Source organism: Halomonas sp. G15, assembly GCF_021282295.1.
In the GTDB taxonomy this organism is placed as follows: domain Bacteria; phylum Pseudomonadota; class Gammaproteobacteria; order Pseudomonadales; family Halomonadaceae; genus Halomonas; species Halomonas alimentaria.
This window is the reverse complement of record NZ_JAJSPA010000015.1, coordinates 47295-68408: the sequence shown is the minus strand read 5'-3', so window position 1 is coordinate 68408 and position 21114 is coordinate 47295. Positions and strand designations below refer to the sequence as shown.

Annotated in this window: 20 protein-coding genes, 1 tRNA gene and 2 pseudogenes; 15 read left to right on the top strand and 8 right to left on the bottom strand. The window is 62.2% G+C overall.

Going from position 1 to position 21114, the window contains the following annotated elements; all coding sequences use genetic code 11:
* Positions 1-84 precede the first annotated feature (84 nt).
* From sbcB to minC, 4 genes are all read right to left on the bottom strand, one after another.
* The gene (gene sbcB / locus LWH48_RS09250; protein ID WP_232912315.1) at positions 85-1575 is read right to left on the bottom strand and encodes an exodeoxyribonuclease I; all 1491 of its coding nucleotides are present in this window, start codon (positions 1573-1575) and stop codon (positions 85-87) included.
* 122 nt (positions 1576-1697) lie between these two features.
* Positions 1698-1958 carry a cell division topological specificity factor MinE gene (gene minE, locus LWH48_RS09245; protein ID WP_161429996.1) on the bottom strand — a complete coding sequence of 87 codons (261 nt, stop codon included), beginning with the start codon at positions 1956-1958 and terminating at the stop codon, positions 1698-1700.
* The gene (minD, locus tag LWH48_RS09240; RefSeq protein WP_161429995.1) at positions 1955-2773 is read right to left on the bottom strand and encodes a septum site-determining protein MinD; all 819 of its coding nucleotides are present in this window, start codon (positions 2771-2773) and stop codon (positions 1955-1957) included. The genes minE and minD overlap by 4 nt, the downstream gene beginning before the upstream one ends.
* Positions 2774-2828: 55 nt before the next feature.
* Positions 2829-3575 (bottom strand): septum site-determining protein MinC, encoded by a 747-nt coding sequence (gene minC / locus LWH48_RS09235; protein WP_232912314.1) that lies wholly within the window; start codon positions 3573-3575, stop codon positions 2829-2831.
* Between the two features lie 244 nt (positions 3576-3819).
* Here minC and LWH48_RS09230 point away from each other — a divergent pair, with 244 nt between their 5' ends.
* Positions 3820-6603 (top strand): DUF349 domain-containing protein, encoded by a 2784-nt coding sequence (locus LWH48_RS09230; protein ID WP_232912313.1) that lies wholly within the window; start codon positions 3820-3822, stop codon positions 6601-6603.
* A gap of 75 nt (positions 6604-6678) precedes the next feature.
* Here the strand turns inward: LWH48_RS09230 and phbB are convergent, their stop codons facing one another.
* Positions 6679-7425 carry an acetoacetyl-CoA reductase gene (gene phbB, locus LWH48_RS09225; RefSeq protein WP_161429992.1) on the bottom strand — a complete coding sequence of 249 codons (747 nt, stop codon included), beginning with the start codon at positions 7423-7425 and terminating at the stop codon, positions 6679-6681.
* Between the two features lie 187 nt (positions 7426-7612).
* On the opposite strand from phbB, the gene LWH48_RS09220 reads away from it, so the two are divergent.
* Positions 7613-7689 (top strand) — tRNA-Met (locus tag LWH48_RS09220).
* A gap of 187 nt (positions 7690-7876) precedes the next feature.
* Here the strand turns inward: LWH48_RS09220 and LWH48_RS09215 are convergent.
* On the bottom strand, positions 7877-8086 hold the full coding sequence (locus LWH48_RS09215) for a helix-turn-helix domain-containing protein (protein WP_023005485.1): 210 nt from the start codon (positions 8084-8086) through the stop codon (positions 7877-7879).
* A 153-nt stretch (positions 8087-8239) separates the two neighbouring features.
* On the opposite strand from LWH48_RS09215, the gene LWH48_RS09210 reads away from it, so the two are divergent.
* The 4 genes and pseudogenes from LWH48_RS09210 to LWH48_RS09195 all read left to right on the top strand — a co-directional run.
* Complete coding sequence (locus LWH48_RS09210) at positions 8240-8482, top strand: hypothetical protein (protein WP_232912312.1); 243 nt, start codon at positions 8240-8242, stop codon at positions 8480-8482.
* Complete coding sequence (locus LWH48_RS09205) at positions 8475-9704, top strand: tyrosine-type recombinase/integrase (RefSeq protein WP_232912311.1); 1230 nt, start codon at positions 8475-8477, stop codon at positions 9702-9704. Before LWH48_RS09210 ends, LWH48_RS09205 begins: the two co-directional genes overlap by 8 nt.
* Complete coding sequence (locus LWH48_RS09200) at positions 9691-10668, top strand: TraI domain-containing protein (RefSeq protein WP_232912310.1); 978 nt, start codon at positions 9691-9693, stop codon at positions 10666-10668. The genes LWH48_RS09205 and LWH48_RS09200 overlap by 14 nt, the downstream gene beginning before the upstream one ends.
* Positions 10669-11119: 451 nt before the next feature.
* Positions 11120-11470: pseudogene (locus LWH48_RS09195) on the top strand (IS3 family transposase); the annotation flags it as partial.
* 88 nt (positions 11471-11558) lie between these two features.
* Here the strand turns inward: LWH48_RS09195 and LWH48_RS09190 are convergent.
* The gene (locus LWH48_RS09190; protein ID WP_152527132.1) at positions 11559-12323 is read right to left on the bottom strand and encodes a hypothetical protein; all 765 of its coding nucleotides are present in this window, start codon (positions 12321-12323) and stop codon (positions 11559-11561) included.
* 524 nt (positions 12324-12847) lie between these two features.
* Complete coding sequence (locus tag LWH48_RS09185; protein WP_232912309.1) at positions 12848-13048, bottom strand: hypothetical protein; 201 nt, start codon at positions 13046-13048, stop codon at positions 12848-12850.
* 719 nt (positions 13049-13767) lie between these two features.
* Between LWH48_RS09185 and LWH48_RS09180 the strand changes: the two genes are divergently transcribed.
* The 9 genes and pseudogenes from LWH48_RS09180 (at position 13768) to LWH48_RS09140 (ending at position 21069) form a co-directional block, all read left to right on the top strand.
* Positions 13768-14121, top strand: a complete 354-nt coding sequence (locus LWH48_RS09180) for a YHS domain-containing protein (protein WP_023004669.1) — start codon at positions 13768-13770, stop codon at positions 14119-14121.
* On the top strand, positions 14114-14440 hold the full coding sequence (locus tag LWH48_RS09175) for a DUF5676 family membrane protein (RefSeq protein WP_083970599.1): 327 nt from the start codon (positions 14114-14116) through the stop codon (positions 14438-14440). The genes LWH48_RS09180 and LWH48_RS09175 overlap by 8 nt, the downstream gene beginning before the upstream one ends.
* Positions 14441-14839: 399 nt before the next feature.
* Positions 14840-15094, top strand: coding sequence for an SHOCT domain-containing protein (locus tag LWH48_RS09170; RefSeq protein WP_023004667.1), 255 nt, complete (start codon positions 14840-14842; stop codon positions 15092-15094).
* Between the two features lie 100 nt (positions 15095-15194).
* A complete protein-coding gene (locus LWH48_RS09165) occupies positions 15195-17603 on the top strand; it encodes a copper-transporting P-type ATPase (RefSeq protein ID WP_176761525.1) in 2409 nt (802 codons plus the stop codon).
* A 2-nt stretch (positions 17604-17605) separates the two neighbouring features.
* Positions 17606-17851: a DUF2933 domain-containing protein gene (locus LWH48_RS09160; RefSeq protein ID WP_052384922.1), complete on the top strand. Its 246-nt coding sequence runs from the start codon at positions 17606-17608 to the stop codon at positions 17849-17851.
* Positions 17844-18503: a methyltransferase family protein gene (locus LWH48_RS09155; protein ID WP_089677406.1), complete on the top strand. Its 660-nt coding sequence runs from the start codon at positions 17844-17846 to the stop codon at positions 18501-18503. The genes LWH48_RS09160 and LWH48_RS09155 overlap by 8 nt, the downstream gene beginning before the upstream one ends.
* 84 nt (positions 18504-18587) lie before the next feature.
* Positions 18588-18794: pseudogene (locus LWH48_RS09150) on the top strand (hypothetical protein); the annotation flags it as partial.
* A 49-nt stretch (positions 18795-18843) separates the two neighbouring features.
* Positions 18844-20544, top strand: a complete 1701-nt coding sequence (locus tag LWH48_RS09145; RefSeq protein ID WP_089677405.1) for a DUF3141 domain-containing protein — start codon at positions 18844-18846, stop codon at positions 20542-20544.
* 66 nt (positions 20545-20610) lie between these two features.
* Positions 20611-21069, top strand: coding sequence for a hypothetical protein (locus tag LWH48_RS09140; protein ID WP_043337196.1), 459 nt, complete (start codon positions 20611-20613; stop codon positions 21067-21069).
* The last annotated feature ends 45 nt before the right edge of the window (positions 21070-21114 follow it).

The window sequence follows — 21114 nt, the reverse complement described above, 5'->3', positions numbered from 1 at the left end:
CCCAGGGATGGGTTCACAGCGCCTCCTCGAAGGCCTGCCGCCGGGTCAGCCCCGCGATCAGATCAGCCCTTAGCTCTTATGTTCTCAAGCATCGAAGGCCTGGGGCGGCAGTATGGCTTCGACGTGCATCACCAGCTCCTCGAGGACCTGGCGATCACGATCGGTCAGCTCGACCTGGTTGAGTCGCTCGATCTCCCGGGCGAAGCCCTTGAGGGTGAGGCTCGCCACCTCGGCGTCATTCATGCGCGCCCAGCGGTCGGCCTCCCACCGGGCGAGCTCCTCGCCCTCCAGCGTCTCGGGGAAGCTGCGCGCCCGGTACCGGAACAGCATCTCCTCCAGGCGAGGGTCCTGAAAGGCAAAAGTGGCCCCCACCAGGTCCCAGGGATCGGTATCCCGTACCCGCTGCATCTGCTGGCGATCCGCCGGCGAGAAGAAGCCCCCCGAGTAGAGCATCAGGTCGGGATCCTCCGGACCCGCCGGGGGCGGCTCGGCGAACACCTCGGCGGCCCGGGAGGCCACTTCGGGGTGGCTGGCCAGGCGCTTCCAGTGGTCACGACAGGCCGCCATGTCCAGGCCCAGGCGCTCGACGATCTCGCCGTACTGTCCCTTGCGCTCCCCCGCCACGTCCTTGAGGGCGCCGGCCGGGAAGAGCACCGGACACTTATTGATATGGATCACCTTGAGCGGAATGCGCTCGACACCCTCGGCCAGGTCATCGTTGCTGACGAAGACCCGCTGGCGAATCTGCTCGGCGGAGAGTTCGAAGAGCGGCGCCGGATCCACCGAGAGGTCGTAGACGACTACCCCGTTGGGATTGGTGGGGTGCTCGGCCAGCGGCACCACCAGGGCGGCGCAGCCGCGGCTGGCAGGGTAGCGCCGCGAGATATGCAGCAGCGGCTTGCGCCCGGGCACATCGAGCAGCTTGCCCACGGCGCGCTTGCCGCGCCGGCTCAACAGCAGGTTGAAGAGATTGGCATTGGCCTCGCGCAGGCGCCGGGCCAGGGCGATGGTGGCGCGTACATCGGCCAGGGCATCGTGAGCCCCGGCGTGCTCGATGCCGTTGGCGGCGGTGAGGTCCTCGAGCCTGAAGCTGGGGGCACCATCCTCCCGACGCGGCCACTCGAGTCCCTCCGGGCGCAGGGCGTGAAAGGCCCGTACCACGTCGATCAGGTCCCAGCGGGAGTTGCCGTTCTGCCACTCCCGGGCATAGGGATCGAGGAGGTTACGGTAGAAGAGGTGACGACTGACCTCGTCATCGAAGCGCACGCTGTTGTAGCCCACCGAGCAGGTAGCCGGCGCGCTCATCAGCGCCTCGATCTGTCCGGCGAACTGCGCCTCGGGCACCCCGCGGCGGCGCGCCTGCTGGGGGGTGATGCCGGTGACCAGGCAGGCCTGGGGATGGGGCAGGAAGTCATCGGCCGGCCGGCAGTACAGGGTGACCGGCTCACCGATCTCGTTGAACTCGGCATCGGTGCGGATCGCGGCGAACTGGGAGGGCCGGTCGCGCCGCGGATCGGCACCGAAGGTCTCGTAGTCGTGCCACAGGAAGGTCTGCGGGGCGTCAGGCGGCGCCATGGGCAAGGTCTCTCCGGCGATTCAGCATGGAGGCCACAGCCTAGCACAGCCCCGCGGTGCGCTCAGCCAGCCTGGCTCGGCCCGCAGGGCTATCACGGCTTCCAGGCATCAGGGGCGCTGGCTCAGCCCGGCGAGCCCTTGGGCAGGGTCACGTTGAGCTCCAGCACGGAGCAGTTGTCCTCGCTGTCGAGGCTGATGTTGATGGCATCGTCGTCCACCTGGACGTAGCGACGGATCACCTCCAGCAGCTCGCGCTCGAGCATCGGCATGTAATCGGGCTGCCCGCGCTGGCTGCGCTGGTGAGCCACGATGATCTGCAGCCGCTCCTTGGCGACCGACGCGGACTTCTTGCGTTCTCGCTTCAGGAATTCAAGCAGTTTCAACGACGACCTCCTCCGAACATGCGGCTCAGCAGACTCTTCTTCTGGTACTCGTGGAAGCGCAGGGGCACCTCCTCGCCGAGCAGACGCGACACGGTATCGGCGTAGGCCTGGCCGGCATCGCTATCGTTGTCGTGGGTCACCGGCACCCCCTGGTTAGACGCACGCAGCACCGCCTCGGACTCCGGAATCAGGCCGATCAGGTCGATGGCCAGGATCTCGCGGATATCCTCGAGGTTGAGCATGTCGCCGGTGTCGACCCGCATGGCGTTGTAACGGGTGATCAGCAGGTGCTGCTTGATCTCATCCTCGCCGCGCTCGGCGCGCCGGGTCTTGGAGGCCAGCAGGCCGAGGATGCGGTCGGAGTCACGCACCGAGGAGACCTCGGGATTGGTGACCACGATCGCCTCGTCGGCAAAGTACATCGCCAACTGGGCGCCACGCTCGATGCCTGCAGGGGAGTCGCAGAGGATGTAGTCGAAGTCCTTGCTCAGGGTATCGAGTACCTTCTCGACCCCCTCCAGGGTCAGGGCATCCTTGTCGCGGGTCTGGGAGGCCGGGAGGATATGCAGGTTGTCCACGCGCTTGTCGCGGATCAGCGCCTGACTCAGCCCCGCCTCTCCCTGGATGACGTTCACCAGATCGTAGACCACGCGGCGCTCGCAGCCCATGATCAGGTCCAGATTGCGCAGCCCTACGTCGAAGTCGATGACCACGGTCTTGTTGCCGCGCAGTGCCAGGCCGGTGGCAATGGCTGCCGCACTGGTTGTCTTGCCGACGCCTCCCTTGCCGGAGGTCACAACGATGATCTTGGCCAAGAGTCGCTTCCTGTCGTGTCGTTGAAATGGATCGGGCTATCGAGGGGCATGCCGCTCAGGCGAGCGAGGTAATGCCCAGCTGATCCCCGTCGAGGCGCACCTGCACTGGAGTTCCCAGCAACCGTCGGTCGATGTCCTCGAGGCGCTTGTAGTTGCCGGCCACCGAAAGCAGCTCGGCATGGAGCTCACGGCAGAAGATGCTGGCCTGGGGGTCACCATGGATTCCGGCCAGGGCGCGGCCGCGCAGCGCGCCATAGACGTGCACGCTACCCGCGGCGAGCACCTCGGCGCCGGCATTGACGGCACCGACCACCACCAGGTCACCGCTGGGCGAGGTGATCTGCTGCCCGGAGCGCACCGTGCCGCGGAAGATACGCCCGCCGCTAGCGACGCCTGGCGGCACCTCCAGGTCGACCGACTCGTCGGCAACTGGTGCCTCGCCGGCGGCAACGCTCTCCAGGGGGCGCGCCCGGCCACTCTCCTGGGGCGGAAACCAGCCCAGGCCCAGGGCCCACGCCGACTGCTTGACCGGGTCGGCACCGCCACGCACGGCCACGGGCAACAGCTTGTGGCCACGACACACCGCACAGATGCGTTCGAGGGCCAGGTGAGGCTCGTCAAGCTTCTCCACGCTGAGCACTACCGGCGTGTGCTGGAAGAAGGCCGGCGACTGACTGAGCTTGCCGGCGAGCTGATCGCGAATCTGCTCGGGATCGGCACTGGCCAGCTCCATGACCGTCATCGGCAGCATGCCTCCCTTGAAAGTGAAGGCTGCGCTTTCCCTGTCCAGTTTGAGGCTCATTGCCGAACTCCAGGTCGCTGTGATGGGAGTAGAGTCAAAGCTAAGCGACTCGCACCTCCCCTGCAACTCCATCATACGCGCGACGAGCACCACCTGTCAGTGTCGCCGTATAGCCACAGGACCGCCCCGGACACGGACTTTTCCCCAGCCGCGACGCATGCTTAGATAGCCATCACAGGATTGACCAACAACGATACGGGCGGGAGTGCCCCGGCACGCAATGCCGCCCACGCCAGGATACCCAATGTCCGGACTCTTCCGCCGCCTCTTCGCCCCCCGCTGGCAGCACCCCGACCCTGGCGTGCGTCGCCAGGCTATCGCGCGCCTTGACCCCGCCCGCGACGATCATCGTCGCGCCCTGGAGCGACTGGCAGCGGACACCGACCCGGCCGTGCGCACTGCAGCGCTCGCACGGCTCGAGGACCCCGAGGGGCTGATCGCCCTGCTCGACGAAGAGGGGCACTCGCCGGAACTCGAACGCCGCCTGACGGCACTCGTCTGCGGCAAGGAGGGACAGCTGGAGCTTTCCGCCCGGGTCGCCATGGTCGGTCGACTCAGCGATACCGCGCTGCTCGAGGCGATCGCCCTCGAGGGCGACAACCAGCAGCTGCGCCTGGCGGCGATCGAGCGCTTACAGGACGAGGCGGCCCTGGTGCGACAGGCCTGTGACAACGGCATCGCCGCGGTACGCCATGCCGCGGCGGCCAGGGTCGACAGCGACGCTGGCCTGTCACGGCTGGTGCGCGAGGCGAAGCGCGACCGCCAGGTCATGCGCCAGGCCCGCGAGCGTCTCAACCGCCGCCGCGCCGACGCCGCCGAGCTGGCCGCCGCCCGGGAGCGTCGCGAGTCGCTGGTGCAGGCCCTGGAGCGCCACGCCGGCGCCCCCTGGGAGCCGCTCTATGCCGGACGCCTGCGTCACCTGATGCGCGAATGGCAGCAGCTCGAGGATACCCCCGACGCAAGCCTGGAGCGCCGCTACCACGACGCCTGTCTGCGCTGTCGCAAGGTGGTCGAGGATCACGAGGCGCAACAGCGCGCCAATGCCGCCGCCCATCGCCACCGCGAGGACGCCCAGCAGGCCAGCGAGAGCCTGGTGGAGGCGCTGGAAGAGAGCCTCGAGGCACTCGAGCGCAGCGAGACGCTGGGGGCCCAGGATATCGACAGCCTGCGCGCCCAGAAGCGACTGCTGGCCCACCGCTGGCAGGAGCTCGCCGACCACCATGTCACCGATGAAACGCTGCGCCGGCGTTACGACGCTGCCCTGGGCCGCTTCGAGGCGATCGGCGGTGCCTGGGTGCGCCTCACCCAGCGCGCCGGTGAACTGGAGCGGGCCCTCGAGGATGACGACAAGGAGCGTCTCCAGGGATTGCTCACGGCGATCGACTGGCCCGGCGACCTGGCGCCCACGCCACTGCTTCTCAGGACACGCCAGCGGCTCGAGAACAGCCCGGCGACCACGCCGGCCAGCGCCGTGGTGCCCGCAGAGCATTTCGAGGAGCAGCTCGATGAGCTCGAGCGCCTGCTGGAGCGCGGCGCCTTCAAGCCGGCCAGCCGCCTTTACCAGCACCTGCGCCAGCTTGCCGAACGCATCGATGCCACCCGCTTCCGCCCCTTGGAGGCACGTTTCAAACGCCTTGGTGCCCGGCTGGCCGAGCTGCGCGACTGGCGTGGATTCGTGGCCGGCCCCAAACGCGAACAGCTGGTCGCCGGCATCGAGGCTCTGGCCGACGACGAGGCCAGCGTGGAGGGCGCTCTGGATCGCCGCCACCGCCAGCTGGTCAAGGAGTGGAAGTCACTGGGCGATGCCGCTGCCAACCGCGAACAGTCGGCGCGCTTCCGCGCCGCCTCGGATCGCATTCACGAACGCCTGGCGGCCTGGCGGGCGCGCCTCGACGCCGAGCGCGATAACAACCTGGCGACGCGTATCGCCCTGTGCGAACAGCTCGAGACACTCCTCGACCACCCCGCCCAGCAAGCCGACCCCGACGCCTTGCGCGAGATCCGTGACCGAGCCCGAGACCAGTGGCGTCGGGCCTCGCCGGTCCCACGCGAACAGGCAGAAGCCGTCGGACGGCGTTTCGGCGCCATCCGCCACCGCCTCCAGGCGCTGATCGATCAGCGCGCCCGGGAGATCGCCGAGGCCAAGCGCGAACTGATCGAGGAGGCCCGCCAGCTGTCAGGAGATGAGAGCCCCGCCACCCGGCGCGCCGAGCAGGCCAAGGCGCTGCAGCGTCGCTGGCGGGAGCTGGGCCGCGCCCCCAAGGGCGAGGAACAGGCGCTGTGGCGCGAATTCCGCGGCCTGTGCGACACCATCTTCGCCAGCCGCGAGGCGGCTCGGGACGACCGCGTTCGCCGAGCCAGGGAACGAATGGACGCCATGCAGGCGCTCATCGACCGCATGGATAGCTGGCAACCCGCCCAGCCGGCCGATGCAGCGCAGCTGGCCAGGGCCATCGACGAGGCCGCCGCGCTGGAGCCACTCCCCGGGGGACGCCGCAGCGAGGGCATGCGGCGGCGCTGGTCCGGCATCGTGCGTGCCCGGCGCGAGCGCCTGGAGCGCCTGGCGGTGGCCAAGCAGGTGGAGGAGTGGCAGGCCGTGCGTACGCTGCTCGAGGAACACCTCGAGGCAGATGCCACACGACTCGAGGGCGGCGAGGCACGAGAGGTAGCAATCCCGAAGGCGCTCACACTGGGCGACGACATGAGCCGCGCCCACGCTCGGCGCAACGCCGCTCGCCAGGAAACCACATCAATCGACACGGTCGAGGAGCGCCTCGCACGCGTGAGAGTGCACCTCTCGTTGCTGGCCGTGGGGAGCGTCAGCCAGCGCGACGAGCCGCTGCGCCTGGCGATACAGGTCGAACGCCTCAACGACAACCTGGGGCGTGAGTCGTCCCGGGCCGAGGAGGTACGCGGCGTGCTCGCCGAGTTGCTGGCCATCGGCCCCGTGCCGCCGGCAATATGGGAGCGCGAGGTCGGGGAACTGGACCATATGCTGGAGCGTCTGTCGCGCCTCCCACCCCCCTGAACGAAACAGGAGCGCGAGGTCTCCCTCGCGCTCCTGTGTGGCGCTATCCTGCCTAGAGGCAGGCGGCAGCCCGCGTCAGCCCATGAACTGGCCGCCGTTGATATCGATATTGGCGCCGGTGATGAAACCGGACTCCTCGTCGGCCAGATAGGCCACCAGGCGACCAATCTCCTCGGGCTTGCCGTAGCGCTTCACCGGGATGGTTTCACGGATCGACTCGCGCACCTTCTCGGGAATGTTCATGATCATGTCGGTGGCGATATAGCCCGGCGACACGGTGTTGACGGTAATGCCCTTGGTGGCAGTCTCCTGGGCCAGGGACATGGTCAGGCCGTGCATACCCGCCTTGGCGGCTGCGTAGTTCACCTGCCCGAACTGGCCCTTGCGGCCGTTGATCGAGGAGATGTTGATGATCCGGCCGTACTGCTGCTCGAGCATGCTCTCGATCACGCTGCGGCATGTGTTGAAGACACTGTTCAGGTTGGTGTCGATGACCTCGTGCCACTGCTCGGGGCTCATCTTCTTCATGGTGCCATCACGGGTGATACCGGCACAGTTGACCAGCACGGCGATCGGTCCGTGCTTCTCCTCGATCTCCTTGACGCCCTTCACGCAAGCGTCGTAATCGACCAGGTCGACCCCGGCAATGTCGATATTGTCGAAGCCGGCGGCCTTCTGCTCCTCGAGCCAGGCCTTGGCCTTCTCCGGGTTATGGTAGCCGGCCACTACCTTGTAGCCCTCGGCGGCCAGTGAACGGCAGATCGCACTACCGATGCCGCCGGTACCGCCGGTGACCCAGGCGACGCGTGATGAATTGGCCATGTATACCTCCCTGATGATGATGACACTGTGCTCCGGCCCTGCCGGCCGAACTGCACATTGTTCTTGATCAAGCTGTCATCTTTATGACAAGCAAGAACAGTATGGCCCAGAGAGGGCGTGAGGGACGAGCGTTTGAGGGCTACGCTTGACTAAAGGTGAATCCCGTGTAGAATACGCCACACGTTGATGCGGGGTGGAGCAGTCTGGTAGCTCGTCGGGCTCATAACCCGAAGGTCATCGGTTCAAATCCGGTCCCCGCTACCAATATTTTAGAGGCAGGTCAGTATTTTACTGGCCTGCCTCTTTTCGTTGTCTGCAGGAAAAGTCGCCTGTGACACCACTGTGACACTCCCGTGCCACCCATCGGAAATCTCTTCCAGCCATTGCCGTCGAACAACGACCTTCGGGCAGACAGCGTCACAAGACGCCTAAAGTGGCCACCCACCCTTTCTCACGGCTCCTCGGGCACGTACTCCAGAAGATCGCTCACCTCGCACTGAAACAGCCGACACAGTTTCTCCAACGCTTCCAGATCGATGCGCTGCGCCGTCTCCTTGTAGAGAAGCGTCACCGTATTGCGGTTTAACCCGGTCTCTCGCGCCACATCCACGATCTTCATCTTGCGCTCCCCCATCAGGCGCGCCAGGTGGCATCGAATCATGCTCACTCCATCCCAAAGGTGATTTTTTTATCCTGGATAACAAAAAGCCCTTGCAAGTGTGATTATGCAGGCTAAAATGTCATTCAGGATGGCATTTGGCTACTGCGAATGCCTTTTGTAGACACAGGCTATCACCACGCGAGGGCGTTTTCGATGGATACCTCTTATACCTACCTCACCACGGAAGAGCTCGCGGCCAGGATCAAGTACGACTGCCGCACCATCCGCCAGTGCCTCAAGGACACCGTCCTCCTTGAAGGCAAGCACTACATCAAGCCTTTCGGGCGGCGAAAAATCCTTTTCCTCTGGGAAGCGGTTGAGCAAGAAATGCTGGCCGGCTCCACAGGCGACGATCTGGCGATCCCCATGGCAGGTGGAGGGGTATGTCATGGGTAAGGTCCGGGTCCGCAAGGAAACAGGAAAACTCTATCTCGACTTCTTCTATCAGGGCGTGCGTTGCCGAGAGCAGACGGCGCTGACGGATACCCCTGCAAACCGAAAACAAGTCGAGAAGCTGATGCAGCGAGTCGAAGCCAAGATTCTGCTGGACGAGCTCGACTATGCCGAGTTCTTCCCGGGAAGTCGTAACTTGAAGAAGATTCAACAACAAAACTCTCAAAGCGAAAGGGAAGAAGATGAATCACTCTCCAACAGGGATACTCTCATAAGTGTGACATTCAAGGAATTTGCCAATCAATGGTTCCAGGAAATGCAGGTAGAGTGGCGGCAGTCACACATACGTAACGTCAACTCGATATTGGAAAACTCCTTGATTCCGGAATTCGGTGACATCCCGGCCGCCCACATCACGAAATCCAATATCCTCGAGTTCAGAGCCAAACTTGCCCAACGGAGAGGAAGAGGCAGCAACGTCATGCTTTCTCCAAAAACGATCAACAGCCACATGGCAGTTATTCGCATGATAGTCGACGAAGCTGCAGACCGGCTTGGATTCGAGACGCCTTACCGGAATATCAAACCGCTGAAGCTTAAAAAAAGCCACATAGAGCCATTTTCACTGAGAGAAGTCGAACGCATCACCAGCCAGGTTAGGCCCGATTTCCGGAATTACTATATTGTTCGATTTTACACTGGGCTAAGGACCGGAGAAGTCGATGGACTGAAATGGAAACATATCGATTTCGATAAACGTGAAATCCTAGTGCGAGAAACACTTATAAGAGGCCAGACAGAATATACCAAGACAGATGGTTCTCAGCGTGAAATTCCGCTGCTTGGCCCTGTACTGGATGCTCTCAAGCGGCAACATGCCATCACAAGACACAAAAGTGAATATGTTTTTTGCAACCGTCTTGGAGAGCCTTTGGATCACAACAACGTAACCAAGCGAGTCTGGTATCCACTGCTTCGACGTCTCGGCATGAAAAAGCGTCGTCCATACCAGACACGACATACTGCCGCGACGCTTTTTCTTGCTTCGGGAGAAAATCCCGAATGGGTAGCTAAAATCTTGGGCCACTCATCCACTGAGATGTTGTTCAAAGTTTACTCACGCTACATACCAAACGCTACCCGCATGGATGGGTCAGCTTTCGAAAGACTAATCGGAACACCTCTCTCTAATTCCAAAAAGGAGAAAGAAGATGAAACTGAGTAACTCTTCCTGCCGGTCCTCATCCAACTTTTCTGGAGTCTACCGACTTACTGGACGAATCGTAGAATTCGACCAGCATGGCTCTCCCTATATAAAGCTCCGTCTGAGCAACTGCGATACGGATTACATTGCTGGCCTGGATGTCGATAACGGAACCATGCCAGAGCCCATTGGATACCTTGACCAAGTCACTGTTTCTGGAATCGAGTGTGGAAGCAACTCTTTGGGCCTGGATGTAAAACTACACGATATCCGTCTGGCATCACGCGACGAAGTCAATATGCAGCCATATTTGCACAGTTTGCCTAGGGCGTACTGCTCTGCTCCCGAATCATTGGATAAATTGGTAACATCTGTACGCTCACTGAAGTCAGTTCATCTTAAGAACTTTATCAGGCGTGTTATCGAAAGGAAGGACCGCCTGGAAGTATTTCTAAACGCGCCAGCTAGCCGCTCACATCACCATGCCTACCGTGGCGGACTGCTGGAACACTCTCTGGAGGTTGCACGAAATGTGGTCGCCATGATTAAACTAAACGAGCCCAATATGCCACGTGCTCTTCTAGAGCTTGGTTTTGTAGCAGGCCTACTCCATGATATAGGAAAAACTTTCACCTACGATTCGCAAGGTAAGCCAACTAATGCATGGAGCCTCTGCGAGCACGACGCTCTAACTCTCGAAGCATGTGCCATTGCTCTGGCTTATCTGGATCGCCATGAGCCGGAACTGGCCATCACGCTCAGGCACATTTGGACCTGCGCCTCTCCGGGAGCACGTTATGGCGTTCGCCCTGCAACCACACTCGCACGATATGTCAGAGATGCAGATGCACAAAGTGCTGCATCCAATAAATTCAGCCATGCTTTTCGGAAAACCAAATCCGGCTTGGTACGCAAGGGAAGTGAAATACTCTGGACACCAGCTACAAAACCACTATTGTCTCACACCAAATCAAAGCACCTATAAGTTCAGGGATCCCCCATCCTAGACTTCGGCCCAACAACTCCAAGGGCCGAAGTCGAAAAAATGACATAAAAAACACGCTACAACTGGGAAGCCTGGATTCAAAGAATAACCGCAGCATTTTGGGCCACACGCTGCTTCACTCAGCACGCGATCCCGCTGACGGCGAGGTGCCCTTGGAGGTCTCCTTGCACCTCTCCTGTATGTCGGCACCAGCGTCACGCAGGGTGCAGATAACTTTTCCAGAAAGATGGGCACTTAGTCGAGGTCGCTCACCAGGTCAGGGGCAGCCCCAGGTTATGCTCCAGGCCGATCTCGGCGGCATTCTCCTCCTGGTCTATGGTGACGTCCATCATGAACCGTACCGGGATTCCCGGGGCTCCATACCTTGAGAGGATGGAGCCATGAACACTTCCAAACGAGTCCCCCTAAGGTCCGTCAGCGGGCCGTCCGCATGATCTGCGACCATAAGCCTGACTCCCCCTCCCAGTAGGCGGCTAACGGTGGCATTGCCCCCAAGATCAGCTGCACATCAGAGACGCTGCATAGCTGGGTCTGTCAGGCTGAACGTGATGCGGGGCTCAGCGAAGGCACGACTACGACTGAACGCGAGCGGATCAAGGCCCTGGAACGCGAGAACCAAGAGTTGAAACAAGCCAACGAGATTCTCCGCAAGGCCTCCGCGCTTTTACCCAGGCGGAGCCCCCGGACGACTCCCGGTGATGATCGAGTTCATCGACGATCACCGGGAGTCGTCCGGGGGCTCGCTTCGATCTACCGTATTGTGCCGATCGCCCCGTCGACTTAAATCACCGATCGAGGCGATGAGGGAGTGGCAGGCCAATCGACCTGAGTTATTTGCCGAACGGGGGGGGGGGGGGTAAACCCGAGACTTAGCCCTCAATAGCGAGAATCTTCACCCCCCGTTGGTTTCGGATGGAGTTTTTAAGCCACGTAGGCTTTCCAGCTTTTACCATCTCAGGGCGTGACGTGATATAGCTACCCAAAGAAACTATATAATTTGATACTTCGCGGAGGATCTCATACTCTTCTGCTATGAGTGGATCCGCTCCATGCTCTGTGGGTAGCATGACATCGTTGTTTATAAAGTCACCTATTTCCGATGTCGTGAATGCTGACCTCAGCATGCAGGGGTGATTAATGGGATCTTCATCTATCGGGCTGTTGATTGCTATAGTGAGCCTGTGCCCTTCTTTCTCTACGGGCTCGTACCATTCATCAATATTGTAGTGGCGGAGCATTTTGTTCATTTGCCGGGAAATTTCTGATGATTTCATCCAACCTACCAATATCCCATCAACTTTATGGCTGCCAAAAGTTTGGCCATGAGGAACAGAAACCGTAGTAACCTTGGCCGGCCACTGCCATGACGGAGGATTTGCTGACGTAAACTGATCTTTGCTTACCTTATCGGAGATGGCAGCAGACGGGATGATCACATGGCCGGCCTTTGCATGAAATTGCTCAAGCATGAAGATATCGGCATTGATAGAGGAAAGAATAGCCGGATCCTCAAGGACGTGCCTCATGACCTCGTAGTCCAACGGCGCATTTTTGGGTAGGCCCAGCTGTTTCTTTACAGCGTTGAGGTACCTCCTTGTGAAAGGGGAGTAGTGGTGGTAGCTGAGCGTGCTCATCGGTTTCTCCTGGTTGCGATGTGGCATACCCACGGTACAACAAACATCATGGTGAATAGGGAAGCTGGCTGGAATCTCCAATTCCCCAAAAACGAGCCAAATATGGTATAAGCCGTTTTTTGCGTGAGCCTGCCGTCAGGAGTGCCTTCACAAAAAAAGGCTGAAATATGGTATAGCGTGCCTGGAGCCGATTTCGTACGTGATCCCAAAAGATGGCAAGAATATGATAAGGGCATGGCTGAGACGGGCTAGCGTCCATGGCCACATCGCGCCTTGCGGCCTCCCTGCCGATTCACCATGATGCCCTGTATCATCAAGCAAGCTAAGCGCATTCTGAAGTGGCCCCCCCCCAAGGTGCGCTTCCATGAGAGGCGTGGGGGTGTTGCCAAATAAGGTTATATGGGACACAGCGACCGAGGTGAGCCAGGGCTCGAGGCCCTGCTGGCTCAGAATCTCCGGGGTGCGCAGGGGGATCGCCATATCGCCCGCCGCGCAGGCTTAGCGAGACGCTATCTACCCGAAGGTCACTGCTCCTGATCCATCAGGTAGTCGGCCAGGGCCCGATAGGCCGGCAGCGAGGTGGGGTCATTGGCGGCGTTGGCAGCTACTGGGTGGGAGGCCAGACGCACAATGACCATCTCGGCGGTGGGATCGATCCAGATCGTCTGGCCGTGCACACCGCGGGCGGCGAAGGCGCCATGGTCGTCGTGGCTGACCCACCACAAACACCTCCAATGCCTCTAGTATGAGGCTTACCGGGGTGTCCGCTCCAATTAGACCAGTTCATCACTCTGCAGGAGCCCTGCCGCATGGCCAGGCACGCGTCATTTCCCAAGCAATCCTCGCGGTCTGCCACCGCGTGGCATCGCTTTGGTCTGGTCATCCTGCTGGGCATGGTGCTACTGCTCTCTAGCGCCGCCACAATGGCAGATGTCCCTTCCTCGGCAGATGCTCCCTCCTCTACTGTGTCTGGCCAGGTTGGCGTTGAGCCTCACGCAGATGCGCACTCGAACATCGAGTTCATCAACGCAGACTATCCTCAACCGCGATGCCACCATGGCCATGGCACTCGTAATGTCGGCAGCGCCCTGTTGCGCCTGGAGCGCCAGGACTTGGACTTCGAGCCTCTTCCTTTGAGCATGACGGCCCCAGCCATAGCGCCCCGGGTTGTCACCGCCAGCGGCAGGCCAAGCGCTCTCCTCTCCCCCTCTTCGGTTCCAGTCTACCTTTTGACCCAACGCTACAGAGTCTAAGTCGACTCGCTCCCTGATCCCGCGCTTCCAGACATGGCTGTGCGGGAGAAACCCGTGCCCGCCCCACATTGATCCAGGCAACTGCCGGAGTGGCCGCTGTGCGTGGAGAGTCTCTTTCGCATGCACATTCGTAAGCACGCCAGCGGGCTCGGTATCGGGTACAGCTTAGCGGAAGTCACGAGGAGGCATTTATGAACGCACTGTTTTACTTCCTGATCTGGGCAGCGATCCTCTTTCTGATGATGCGCTTTGGCTGTGGTGCCCACGTCATGGGGCACCGCCATGGCAGGAGCAAGCATGGCGACGATAGTCGAGAGGATCCACACGCCACCGAGGGGCTGAAGTGGATTCCGCCAGCCGAGGACGTCGATCCCGTCTGCGGCAAGACCGTCAGAACCGAAAGGGCCAAGCCGAGCGTCCACGATGGCCACGTCTTTTACTTCTGCTCTCGTGACTGCCGGGAGCGCTTCGAGGCCGCGCCCGAACAATATCTCGCACCTGCAGCAAAGGACTTTACTACCCAACCGGAGAACGAAGATGCCTGATGCCGATGTTCCGTCGACAGCCAAGCCTCGCTCCGGAACCCGCTTGCCGGTCCAGGCTACGCCACGGATTCCCGTGATCACGCTCGGGATGAGCCTGGGGCTGTTTCTGGCCGTGACCTTCACCCTATGCGTCGGCTTCGACCTGCTGTTTCCCGACCAGGCGATGTATGAGAGCTGGCTTCGCCTGCTGCCTGGCTTCACCTGGTTGAGCTGGTCAAGCTTCTTCCTGGGCCTGGCTGAAAGCTTCGGCTACGGCTGGTACGTCGCCCTGGTCTTCGGCCCGCTCTACAACTTCTTTGCCACACGCTTTGGACGGTGAGAATCGGCGGGAGGCAGGCCCCATGGACAACACATGTAACGCTCCAAGCAGCCATTCAGGCTTGTTTCAGCTTTTTCGGCCATACTCGATGTTGCCAAGGAATTGGCAGCGACATCTCGCGCCTATCAGCGGCGAGTACCGATGTTTATTCCTCGCTGGGGACAGTGGCGGAAGCTAGCCGATACCTCACGCAATACTCACGATGAGCGGGGGGCACTAACATGGATTCACACATCAACGCATGCCTGCGGTGGTGATTCCATTCCAACGAGGATGACGAAAGCTGACCGGGATCAAGAGCCGCATGCTTTCACCTCTATTTTTCTTGATCCTTGGGTTACCCACAGGTTTTAGCCTGACATCAGGGCAGGGTAATTCAACATGAAAGGAGATCCGACCATGTGGGGCGACATGATGGCGTATATGGGGAATTACGGCTGGGGGCATATGCTCTTCGGCGGGCTCATGATGGTGTTGTTCTGGGGCGCCGTCATTGCCTTGGCCGTTCTCCTCGTGCGTGGCATGACCCGAGGCCGGGGCGAGGCCATGTCTCAACAGCGGCCAACGGCACTGGACCTTCTGCAAGAACGCTATGCCCGCGGCGAGATCGACCGCGAGGAATACGAGCAACGCAGGCGCGATCTTCTACTTTGATCGCACCTCCTGATTATTGGATACGGCACTATTAGTTTCGATCCTATCGAGATAGGGCCACGAGGTTGAATCAAGACGCGGAAGCGACGGAGACGATCCCATGACGCAACACCAACACGACCATTGTCACGGGCATGCCTCGCACGAGGCACCGACACGAGGCAGCGGCGATACGGACCAACACACCGCCGGCAGCCAGGGTGGCGCCCAATACACCTGCCCGATGCACCCGGAGGTCGTCTCCGACCAGCCGGGTGACTGCCCCAAGTGCGGCATGCACCTCGTGCCCGTGGGAAGCGACGACTCGCAGACGCATGACGGGCATGGTCATGGGGCCTCCGCGCCGGCCCACGGCGGCAAGTACGACAAGGTGCCGGCCGGGCATGCCGGCGCCGTCTACACCTGCCCGATGCACCCCGAGGTGCGCCAAACCACTCCCGGTGCCTGCCCCCTGTGCGGTATGGGTCTGGAGCTGGAATCGGCGGCGGTCGGCGATGAAGGGCCGAATCCCGAGCTGGTCGATTTTACCCGACGCTTCTGGGTCGCGGCCGTGCTCACGCTTCCGGTCCTGATTCTGACGATGAGCCCCTACCTGGGCCTCGGGGCCATTCGCGACTTCTTCGGTGAACGCAACGCGATGTGGATCGAGCTGGTGCTCAGCACGCCGGTGATCCTGTGGTCGGGCTGGCCGTTCTTCGTGCGCGGCTACAACTCCTTCCGCACCATGAACCTCAACATGTTCAGCCTGATCGGCATGGGGGTCGGCGCGGCCTATCTGTTCAGCATCGTGGCGGTGCTGTTGCCGGGCGTCTTCCCCGACGGCTTTCGCCGGGAAGACGGCACCGTCGGCGTCTATTTCGAGGCCGCGGCGGTGATCGTCACCCTGGTACTGCTGGGTCAGGTGATGGAGTTGCGCGCCCGTGAAGGCACCGGCAAGGCGATCCGCGCGCTGATGGACATGGCCGCCAAGACCGCGCGGGTGATCCGGCCCGACGGCAGCGAAGAAGAGGTCGCGCTGGAAGACGTGCAGGTGGGCGACCACCTGCGGGTGCGCCCCGGCGACAAGGTGCCGGTGGACGGCGTGGTGGTCGAGGGCCGCTCCTCGATCGACGAGTCGATGATCTCGGGCGAGCCGGTGCCGGTGGAAAAGGTCAAAGACGACAAGGTCACCGGGGCCACGATCAACGGCACCGGCAGCCTGGTCATGGAGGCCACCCGCATCGGCGCCGACACCATGCTCAGCCAGATCGTCGAGATGGTGGCTGCCGCCCAGCGCAGCCGCGCACCGATCCAGAAATTCGCCGACAAGGTGGCGGGCAAGTTCGTGCCCGCGGTGATCGGCGTCGCCATCCTCTCCTTCATCGCCTGGGCGATCTGGGGGCCGGCGCCGGCGCTGTCCTATGCGCTGGTCTCGGCGGTGGCGGTGCTGATCATCGCCTGCCCCTGTGCACTGGGGCTGGCCACGCCGATGTCGATCATGACGGCCACCGGACGCGGCGCGCAGGCCGGCGTACTGATCAAGAATGCCGAGGCGCTGGAAGGCTTCGCCAAGGTCGATACGCTGATGGTCGACAAGACCGGCACCCTGACCGAAGGCAAGCCGAAGCTGGTGGCGGTGCTGCCCGAGGAAGGGCATGACGAGGCCGAGGTATTGCGCCTGGCGGCCAGCCTCGAACGTGGCTCGGAACACCCACTGGCCGAGGCCATCGTCGCCGGCGCCGAAGAACGTGGCGTATCCCTCGCCGATGCCACCGATTTCGAAGCCGTGACCGGCATGGGCGTCAAGGGGGTCGTGGACGGCCAGTCGGTGGCCCTCGGCAACGCCAAGCTGATGGCCGAACTGGGCCTCGATGGCGGCCGGATCTCCGAGACCGCGAACGCCCGCCGCGATGAAGGCGAAACGGTGATGTTCGTCGTGCTCGATGGCCAGATCGCCGGCCTGGTCAGCGTCGCCGACCCGGTGAAGGAGACCACCCCCGAGGCCCTGAAGGCGCTGCACAAACTTGGCTTTCGCATCATCATGGCCACCGGCGACAACGAGCGGACCGCCAAGGCGGTGGCCGGGCGACTGGGTATCGATGAGATCCGCGCCGACGTGCTGCCCGAGGACAAGGCCCGCATCATCCGCGAATTGCAGGAACAAGGCCGCAAGGTGGCCATGGCGGGCGACGGGGTGAACGACGCTCCCGCCCTGGCCCAGGCCGATGTGGGCATCGCCATGGGCACCGGCGCCGACGTGGCGATCGAAAGCGCCGGCTTCACGCTGGTCAAGGGCAACCTCGACGGCATCGTTCGGGCCCGCAAGTTGTCGCTGGCCACCATGCGCAACATCAAGCAGAACCTGTTCTTCGCCCTGGTCTACAACGGGGCCGGCGTACCGATCGCCGCCGGGATCCTCTATCCGTTCCTCGGCATCCTGATCGGGCCGATGTTCGCCGCCTTCGCGATGAGCGCGTCTTCGCTGTCGGTGGTGATGAATTCGCTGCGCCTGCGCCGGGTGAGGATTTGATCATGCATGACGAAAAGGGGTGGCTGGAGCGAGGACCCAGCAAAGGCAGCTTCTGGCTCATGGTGGCGATCGCCCTGGCGGTGATGGGCTTCCTGCTCTGGGAGGAGCACAAGGTGCACCTGCTCGGTGCCCTGCCCTGGCTGATCCTGCTCGCCTGTCCGCTAATGCATGTGTTCATGCACGGCGGACATGGAGGCCACGGGGGTCATGGCGGGCATGATGATCACAAGGGAGGACGCGATGAGTGATGACGTACCCGCCTATGGGCTGTGGGGCCTGGTCATTCTCAACTCGGCGATCTTCATCTTCTTCGCCTTCAGCTTCTTCAAGCCGCAGACGCGCCGCGACTGGCGCTCGTTCGGGGCCTTCAGCGCCTTCCTGGTGGCGCTGTTCACGGAGATGTACGGCTTCCCGCTGACCCTCTACTTCCTCTCCGGCTGGCTGCAGTCGCGCTACCCGGAGGTGGACTGGTTCAGCCACGATGCGGGCCACCTGCTGGAGATGCTGTTCGGCTGGCAGGCCAACCCGCATTTCGGGCCGTTCCATCTGCTGAGCATGGTGTTCATCGCCGCGGGTTTCTGGCTCATCGCCGCCGGCTGGCGGTCACTCTATACCGCCCAGCGGCGGGGAGAACTGGCCACCACCGGGCTCTATGCCCATGTCCGGCATCCCCAGTACGCCGGCTTCGTGCTGGTGATGACCGGCTTCCTGCTGCAGTGGCCCACCCTGCTGACCCTGGTCATGTTCCCGGTATTGGTGTGGATGTACTCACGACTGGCGATCCACGAAGAGCGCGAGGTAGCGCGCCAGTTTGGCGACAAATGGCAGACCTACGCGGCCCGCACGCCACGCTTCATTCCGCACCTGCGGATGGCGAGTACGAGTGGCTGGCGCCTGTAAGGACAAAATCCCAGAGGTGCAGTCATGAAAAGCAGACGTTTTTCTCGTCGGCACGATCGTGGTCGTCAGCGACGACTCGCCCGGGGCTTCTTCTGCCCCTGCCACGGCTCCCAGTTCGACTTCGCCGGACGCGTGTTCAAGGCGGTGCCGGCGCCGATCAACCTGAAGGTTCCGCCGTACCGCTTCCTGTCCGAGTTCCGGATCGAGATCGGCGCCCACGACATCCTGACACTGAGAGGTATCCACTATGACCGCCAAAACATCCACCACCAAGCCACCCACGGCTCATAAAACCCCGCGCAAGCGCCAACCCACCGCCCCACCAGAGATGGACGCCCCGATGACCGCACCCGAGCCCGAAGAAGGCACCCTCCCGAGCCACCCGGCCACGGAGCTACTCGCCTATCAGACCGACCTGTGGCGACGCGGCGTACGCTACCTGGACACGCTGCGTGAGCGCGCGGACAACATGCTCGAGCATGAGCAGGCGGGCAAGCCGCCACTGCTCGACTTCGATTACGAGATGCTCGTGGATGGCCGTCGACTGGCGCGCCCCGCCAACTATGCCCTGCTGCGCATCACCCGGGTCGGCGAGGACTGCCTGGAGGACTGCCTCGACGAGACTAGGCCGCCAGTGATGATCGTCGACCCGCGTGCCGGCCACGGCCCAGGCATCGGCGGCTTCAAGCGCGACTCCGAGGTGGGCATGGCGCTCCACGAGGGACACCCGGTCTACTTCGTGATCTTCTTCCCCGAGCCCGTCCCCGGCCAGACACTGGAGGACGTGCTGCACGTCCTGCGCCGCTTCGTCGAGACGCTGGCCGAGCGCCACCCCGGCCAGCCGCCGGTGCTCTACGGTAACTGCCAGGCGGGCTGGGCCATCGCGCTGCTCTCCGCCGACTGCGAGGGTCTGGTCGGGCCGGCGGTGCTGAACGGCTCGCCGCTCTCCTACTGGTCCGGCGAATCCGGCGTCAATCCCATGCGCCTCGCCGGCGGCCTGCTTGGCGGTGCCTGGCTGACGCACCTGATGGCCGACCTGGGAGACGGGCGCTTCGACGGTGCGAACCTCGCCACCAACTTCGAAGCCCTCAAGCCTGCGAATACCCTGTGGCAGAAGGACTATCAGCTGTTCGCCGACATCGACGGCCAGCGCGAACGCTTCCTCGAGTTCGAGCGCTGGTGGACGGGCTTCTATAGCCTGAGCAAAGAGGAGATCGTTGCCATCGTCGAGAACCTTTTCGTCGGCAACAAGCTGGAGCGTGGCGAGCTCGAGGTCTGCCCCGGCTGTAGCGTCGACCTCAAGCGCATCCGCAACCCCCTGGTGATCTTCGCCTCCGGCGGCGACAACATCACCCCGCCCCATCAGGCGCTCAACTGGATCCCCGCGGTCTATCCCGATACCGCGGCACTCAAGGCCGCCGACCAGCGTATCGTCTACCTGCTCAATCCCCACGTCGGGCATCTGGGCATCTTCGTCTCCTCCAAGGTGGCGCGCCTCGAGCACCGAGCGATCCTCGAGAGCGTCGGCAATCTGAATGACCTGGCCCCTGGCCTCTACGAGATGCGCATCGACAACCCCACCGGCGACCCCGACTGTCACAAGCCCCAGTTCCAGGTGCGCTTCGAGGAGCGCCGCGTGGAAGACCTGAACTTTCCCGACCAGGCCCCGGCGTTCGAAGGGGTGCGAGCGCTCTCCGAGCACAATGTGGCCCTCTACGAGACCTTCGTCGGGCCCTGGGTGCGGTTTTACACCACCCCCTGGTCAGCCGAGGTGCTGCGTCAACTGCATCCGGCGCGGACCAGCCGGCTGATGTACTCGGAACGCTTCTCCCCCTGGATGACCGGTGTGAAGTGGCTGGCCGAGATGGTAGAGACCGCACCGGCGCCGATCGATAGTGACACCCCCTATCGGCAATGGGAGACGCTGTTGAGCGACTCTATCGCCTCGACGCTGGAGCTTGCCGGCACGACCCGCGACAGCATGTACGAGATGGGGTTTCGCAGCCTCTACGGCGGGGGATGGTGGAGCGAGAACGAGTGACCCAGTCGAAGCCGACCCGGTTTACAGCCAATACCTATAGAGCAACCCACTAATGGAGAGCAATAAATGAAGATCGAGACCTTTCATGACCTGATCGACTGGACTCGCCAGCTGCATGCCCAGTTGGCCGAGTGCTTCAGGCACTGTGCCACCCGGCAGGAGGAGGCACGGGCCAAATCACTGCTGGAGTATCTCGCCGATCACGAGGCGGTCCTGGAGCACACCGTGGCCAGCTTCGAGAAGCAGGCCGACCCCAAGGCCCTAAACACCTGGGTCTACGATTATCTGTCGCATGCGCCCATCAAACCCCATCAGGCGTGCAATTTGCCCTATGCCGAGATGGGCTTCGAAGACATCAGCCGGGAAGTCTTCTCGCTGCACGATCAGGTCATCGCGCTATACCGCTACCTGGAAGGACGCGCCGACATCCCCGAGGCTCGGGATCTCGTTCGCGAGCTCTTGAAGCTGGAGGAACACGAGGCGATGCGTCTGTCCCAACAGATCAACCGAGCCCGAGACCTGTAGCCAGGCGCTGAACAGGGATCACCTTTCGCCCCCGGAGAAGGAGGA

Coding starts and splice junctions, on each gene's coding strand:
- sbcB (WP_232912315.1), bottom strand. CDS start 1,575: ATGGCGCCGCCTGACGCCCCGCAGACCTTCCTGTGGCACGACTACGAG.
- minC (WP_232912314.1), bottom strand. CDS start 3,575: ATGAGCCTCAAACTGGACAGGGAAAGCGCAGCCTTCACTTTCAAGGGA.
- LWH48_RS09230 (WP_232912313.1), top strand. CDS start 3,820: ATGTCCGGACTCTTCCGCCGCCTCTTCGCCCCCCGCTGGCAGCACCCC.
- phbB (WP_161429992.1), bottom strand. CDS start 7,425: ATGGCCAATTCATCACGCGTCGCCTGGGTCACCGGCGGTACCGGCGGC.
- LWH48_RS09215 (WP_023005485.1), bottom strand. CDS start 8,086: ATGATTCGATGCCACCTGGCGCGCCTGATGGGGGAGCGCAAGATGAAG.
- LWH48_RS09210 (WP_232912312.1), top strand. CDS start 8,240: ATGGATACCTCTTATACCTACCTCACCACGGAAGAGCTCGCGGCCAGG.
- LWH48_RS09205 (WP_232912311.1), top strand. CDS start 8,475: ATGGGTAAGGTCCGGGTCCGCAAGGAAACAGGAAAACTCTATCTCGAC.
- LWH48_RS09200 (WP_232912310.1), top strand. CDS start 9,691: ATGAAACTGAGTAACTCTTCCTGCCGGTCCTCATCCAACTTTTCTGGA.
- LWH48_RS09190 (WP_152527132.1), bottom strand. CDS start 12,323: ATGAGCACGCTCAGCTACCACCACTACTCCCCTTTCACAAGGAGGTAC.
- LWH48_RS09180 (WP_023004669.1), top strand. CDS start 13,768: ATGAACGCACTGTTTTACTTCCTGATCTGGGCAGCGATCCTCTTTCTG.
- LWH48_RS09175 (WP_083970599.1), top strand. CDS start 14,114: ATGCCTGATGCCGATGTTCCGTCGACAGCCAAGCCTCGCTCCGGAACC.
- LWH48_RS09170 (WP_023004667.1), top strand. CDS start 14,840: ATGTGGGGCGACATGATGGCGTATATGGGGAATTACGGCTGGGGGCAT.
- LWH48_RS09165 (WP_176761525.1), top strand. CDS start 15,195: ATGACGCAACACCAACACGACCATTGTCACGGGCATGCCTCGCACGAG.
- LWH48_RS09160 (WP_052384922.1), top strand. CDS start 17,606: ATGCATGACGAAAAGGGGTGGCTGGAGCGAGGACCCAGCAAAGGCAGC.
- LWH48_RS09155 (WP_089677406.1), top strand. CDS start 17,844: ATGAGTGATGACGTACCCGCCTATGGGCTGTGGGGCCTGGTCATTCTC.
- LWH48_RS09145 (WP_089677405.1), top strand. CDS start 18,844: ATGACCGCACCCGAGCCCGAAGAAGGCACCCTCCCGAGCCACCCGGCC.
- LWH48_RS09140 (WP_043337196.1), top strand. CDS start 20,611: ATGAAGATCGAGACCTTTCATGACCTGATCGACTGGACTCGCCAGCTG.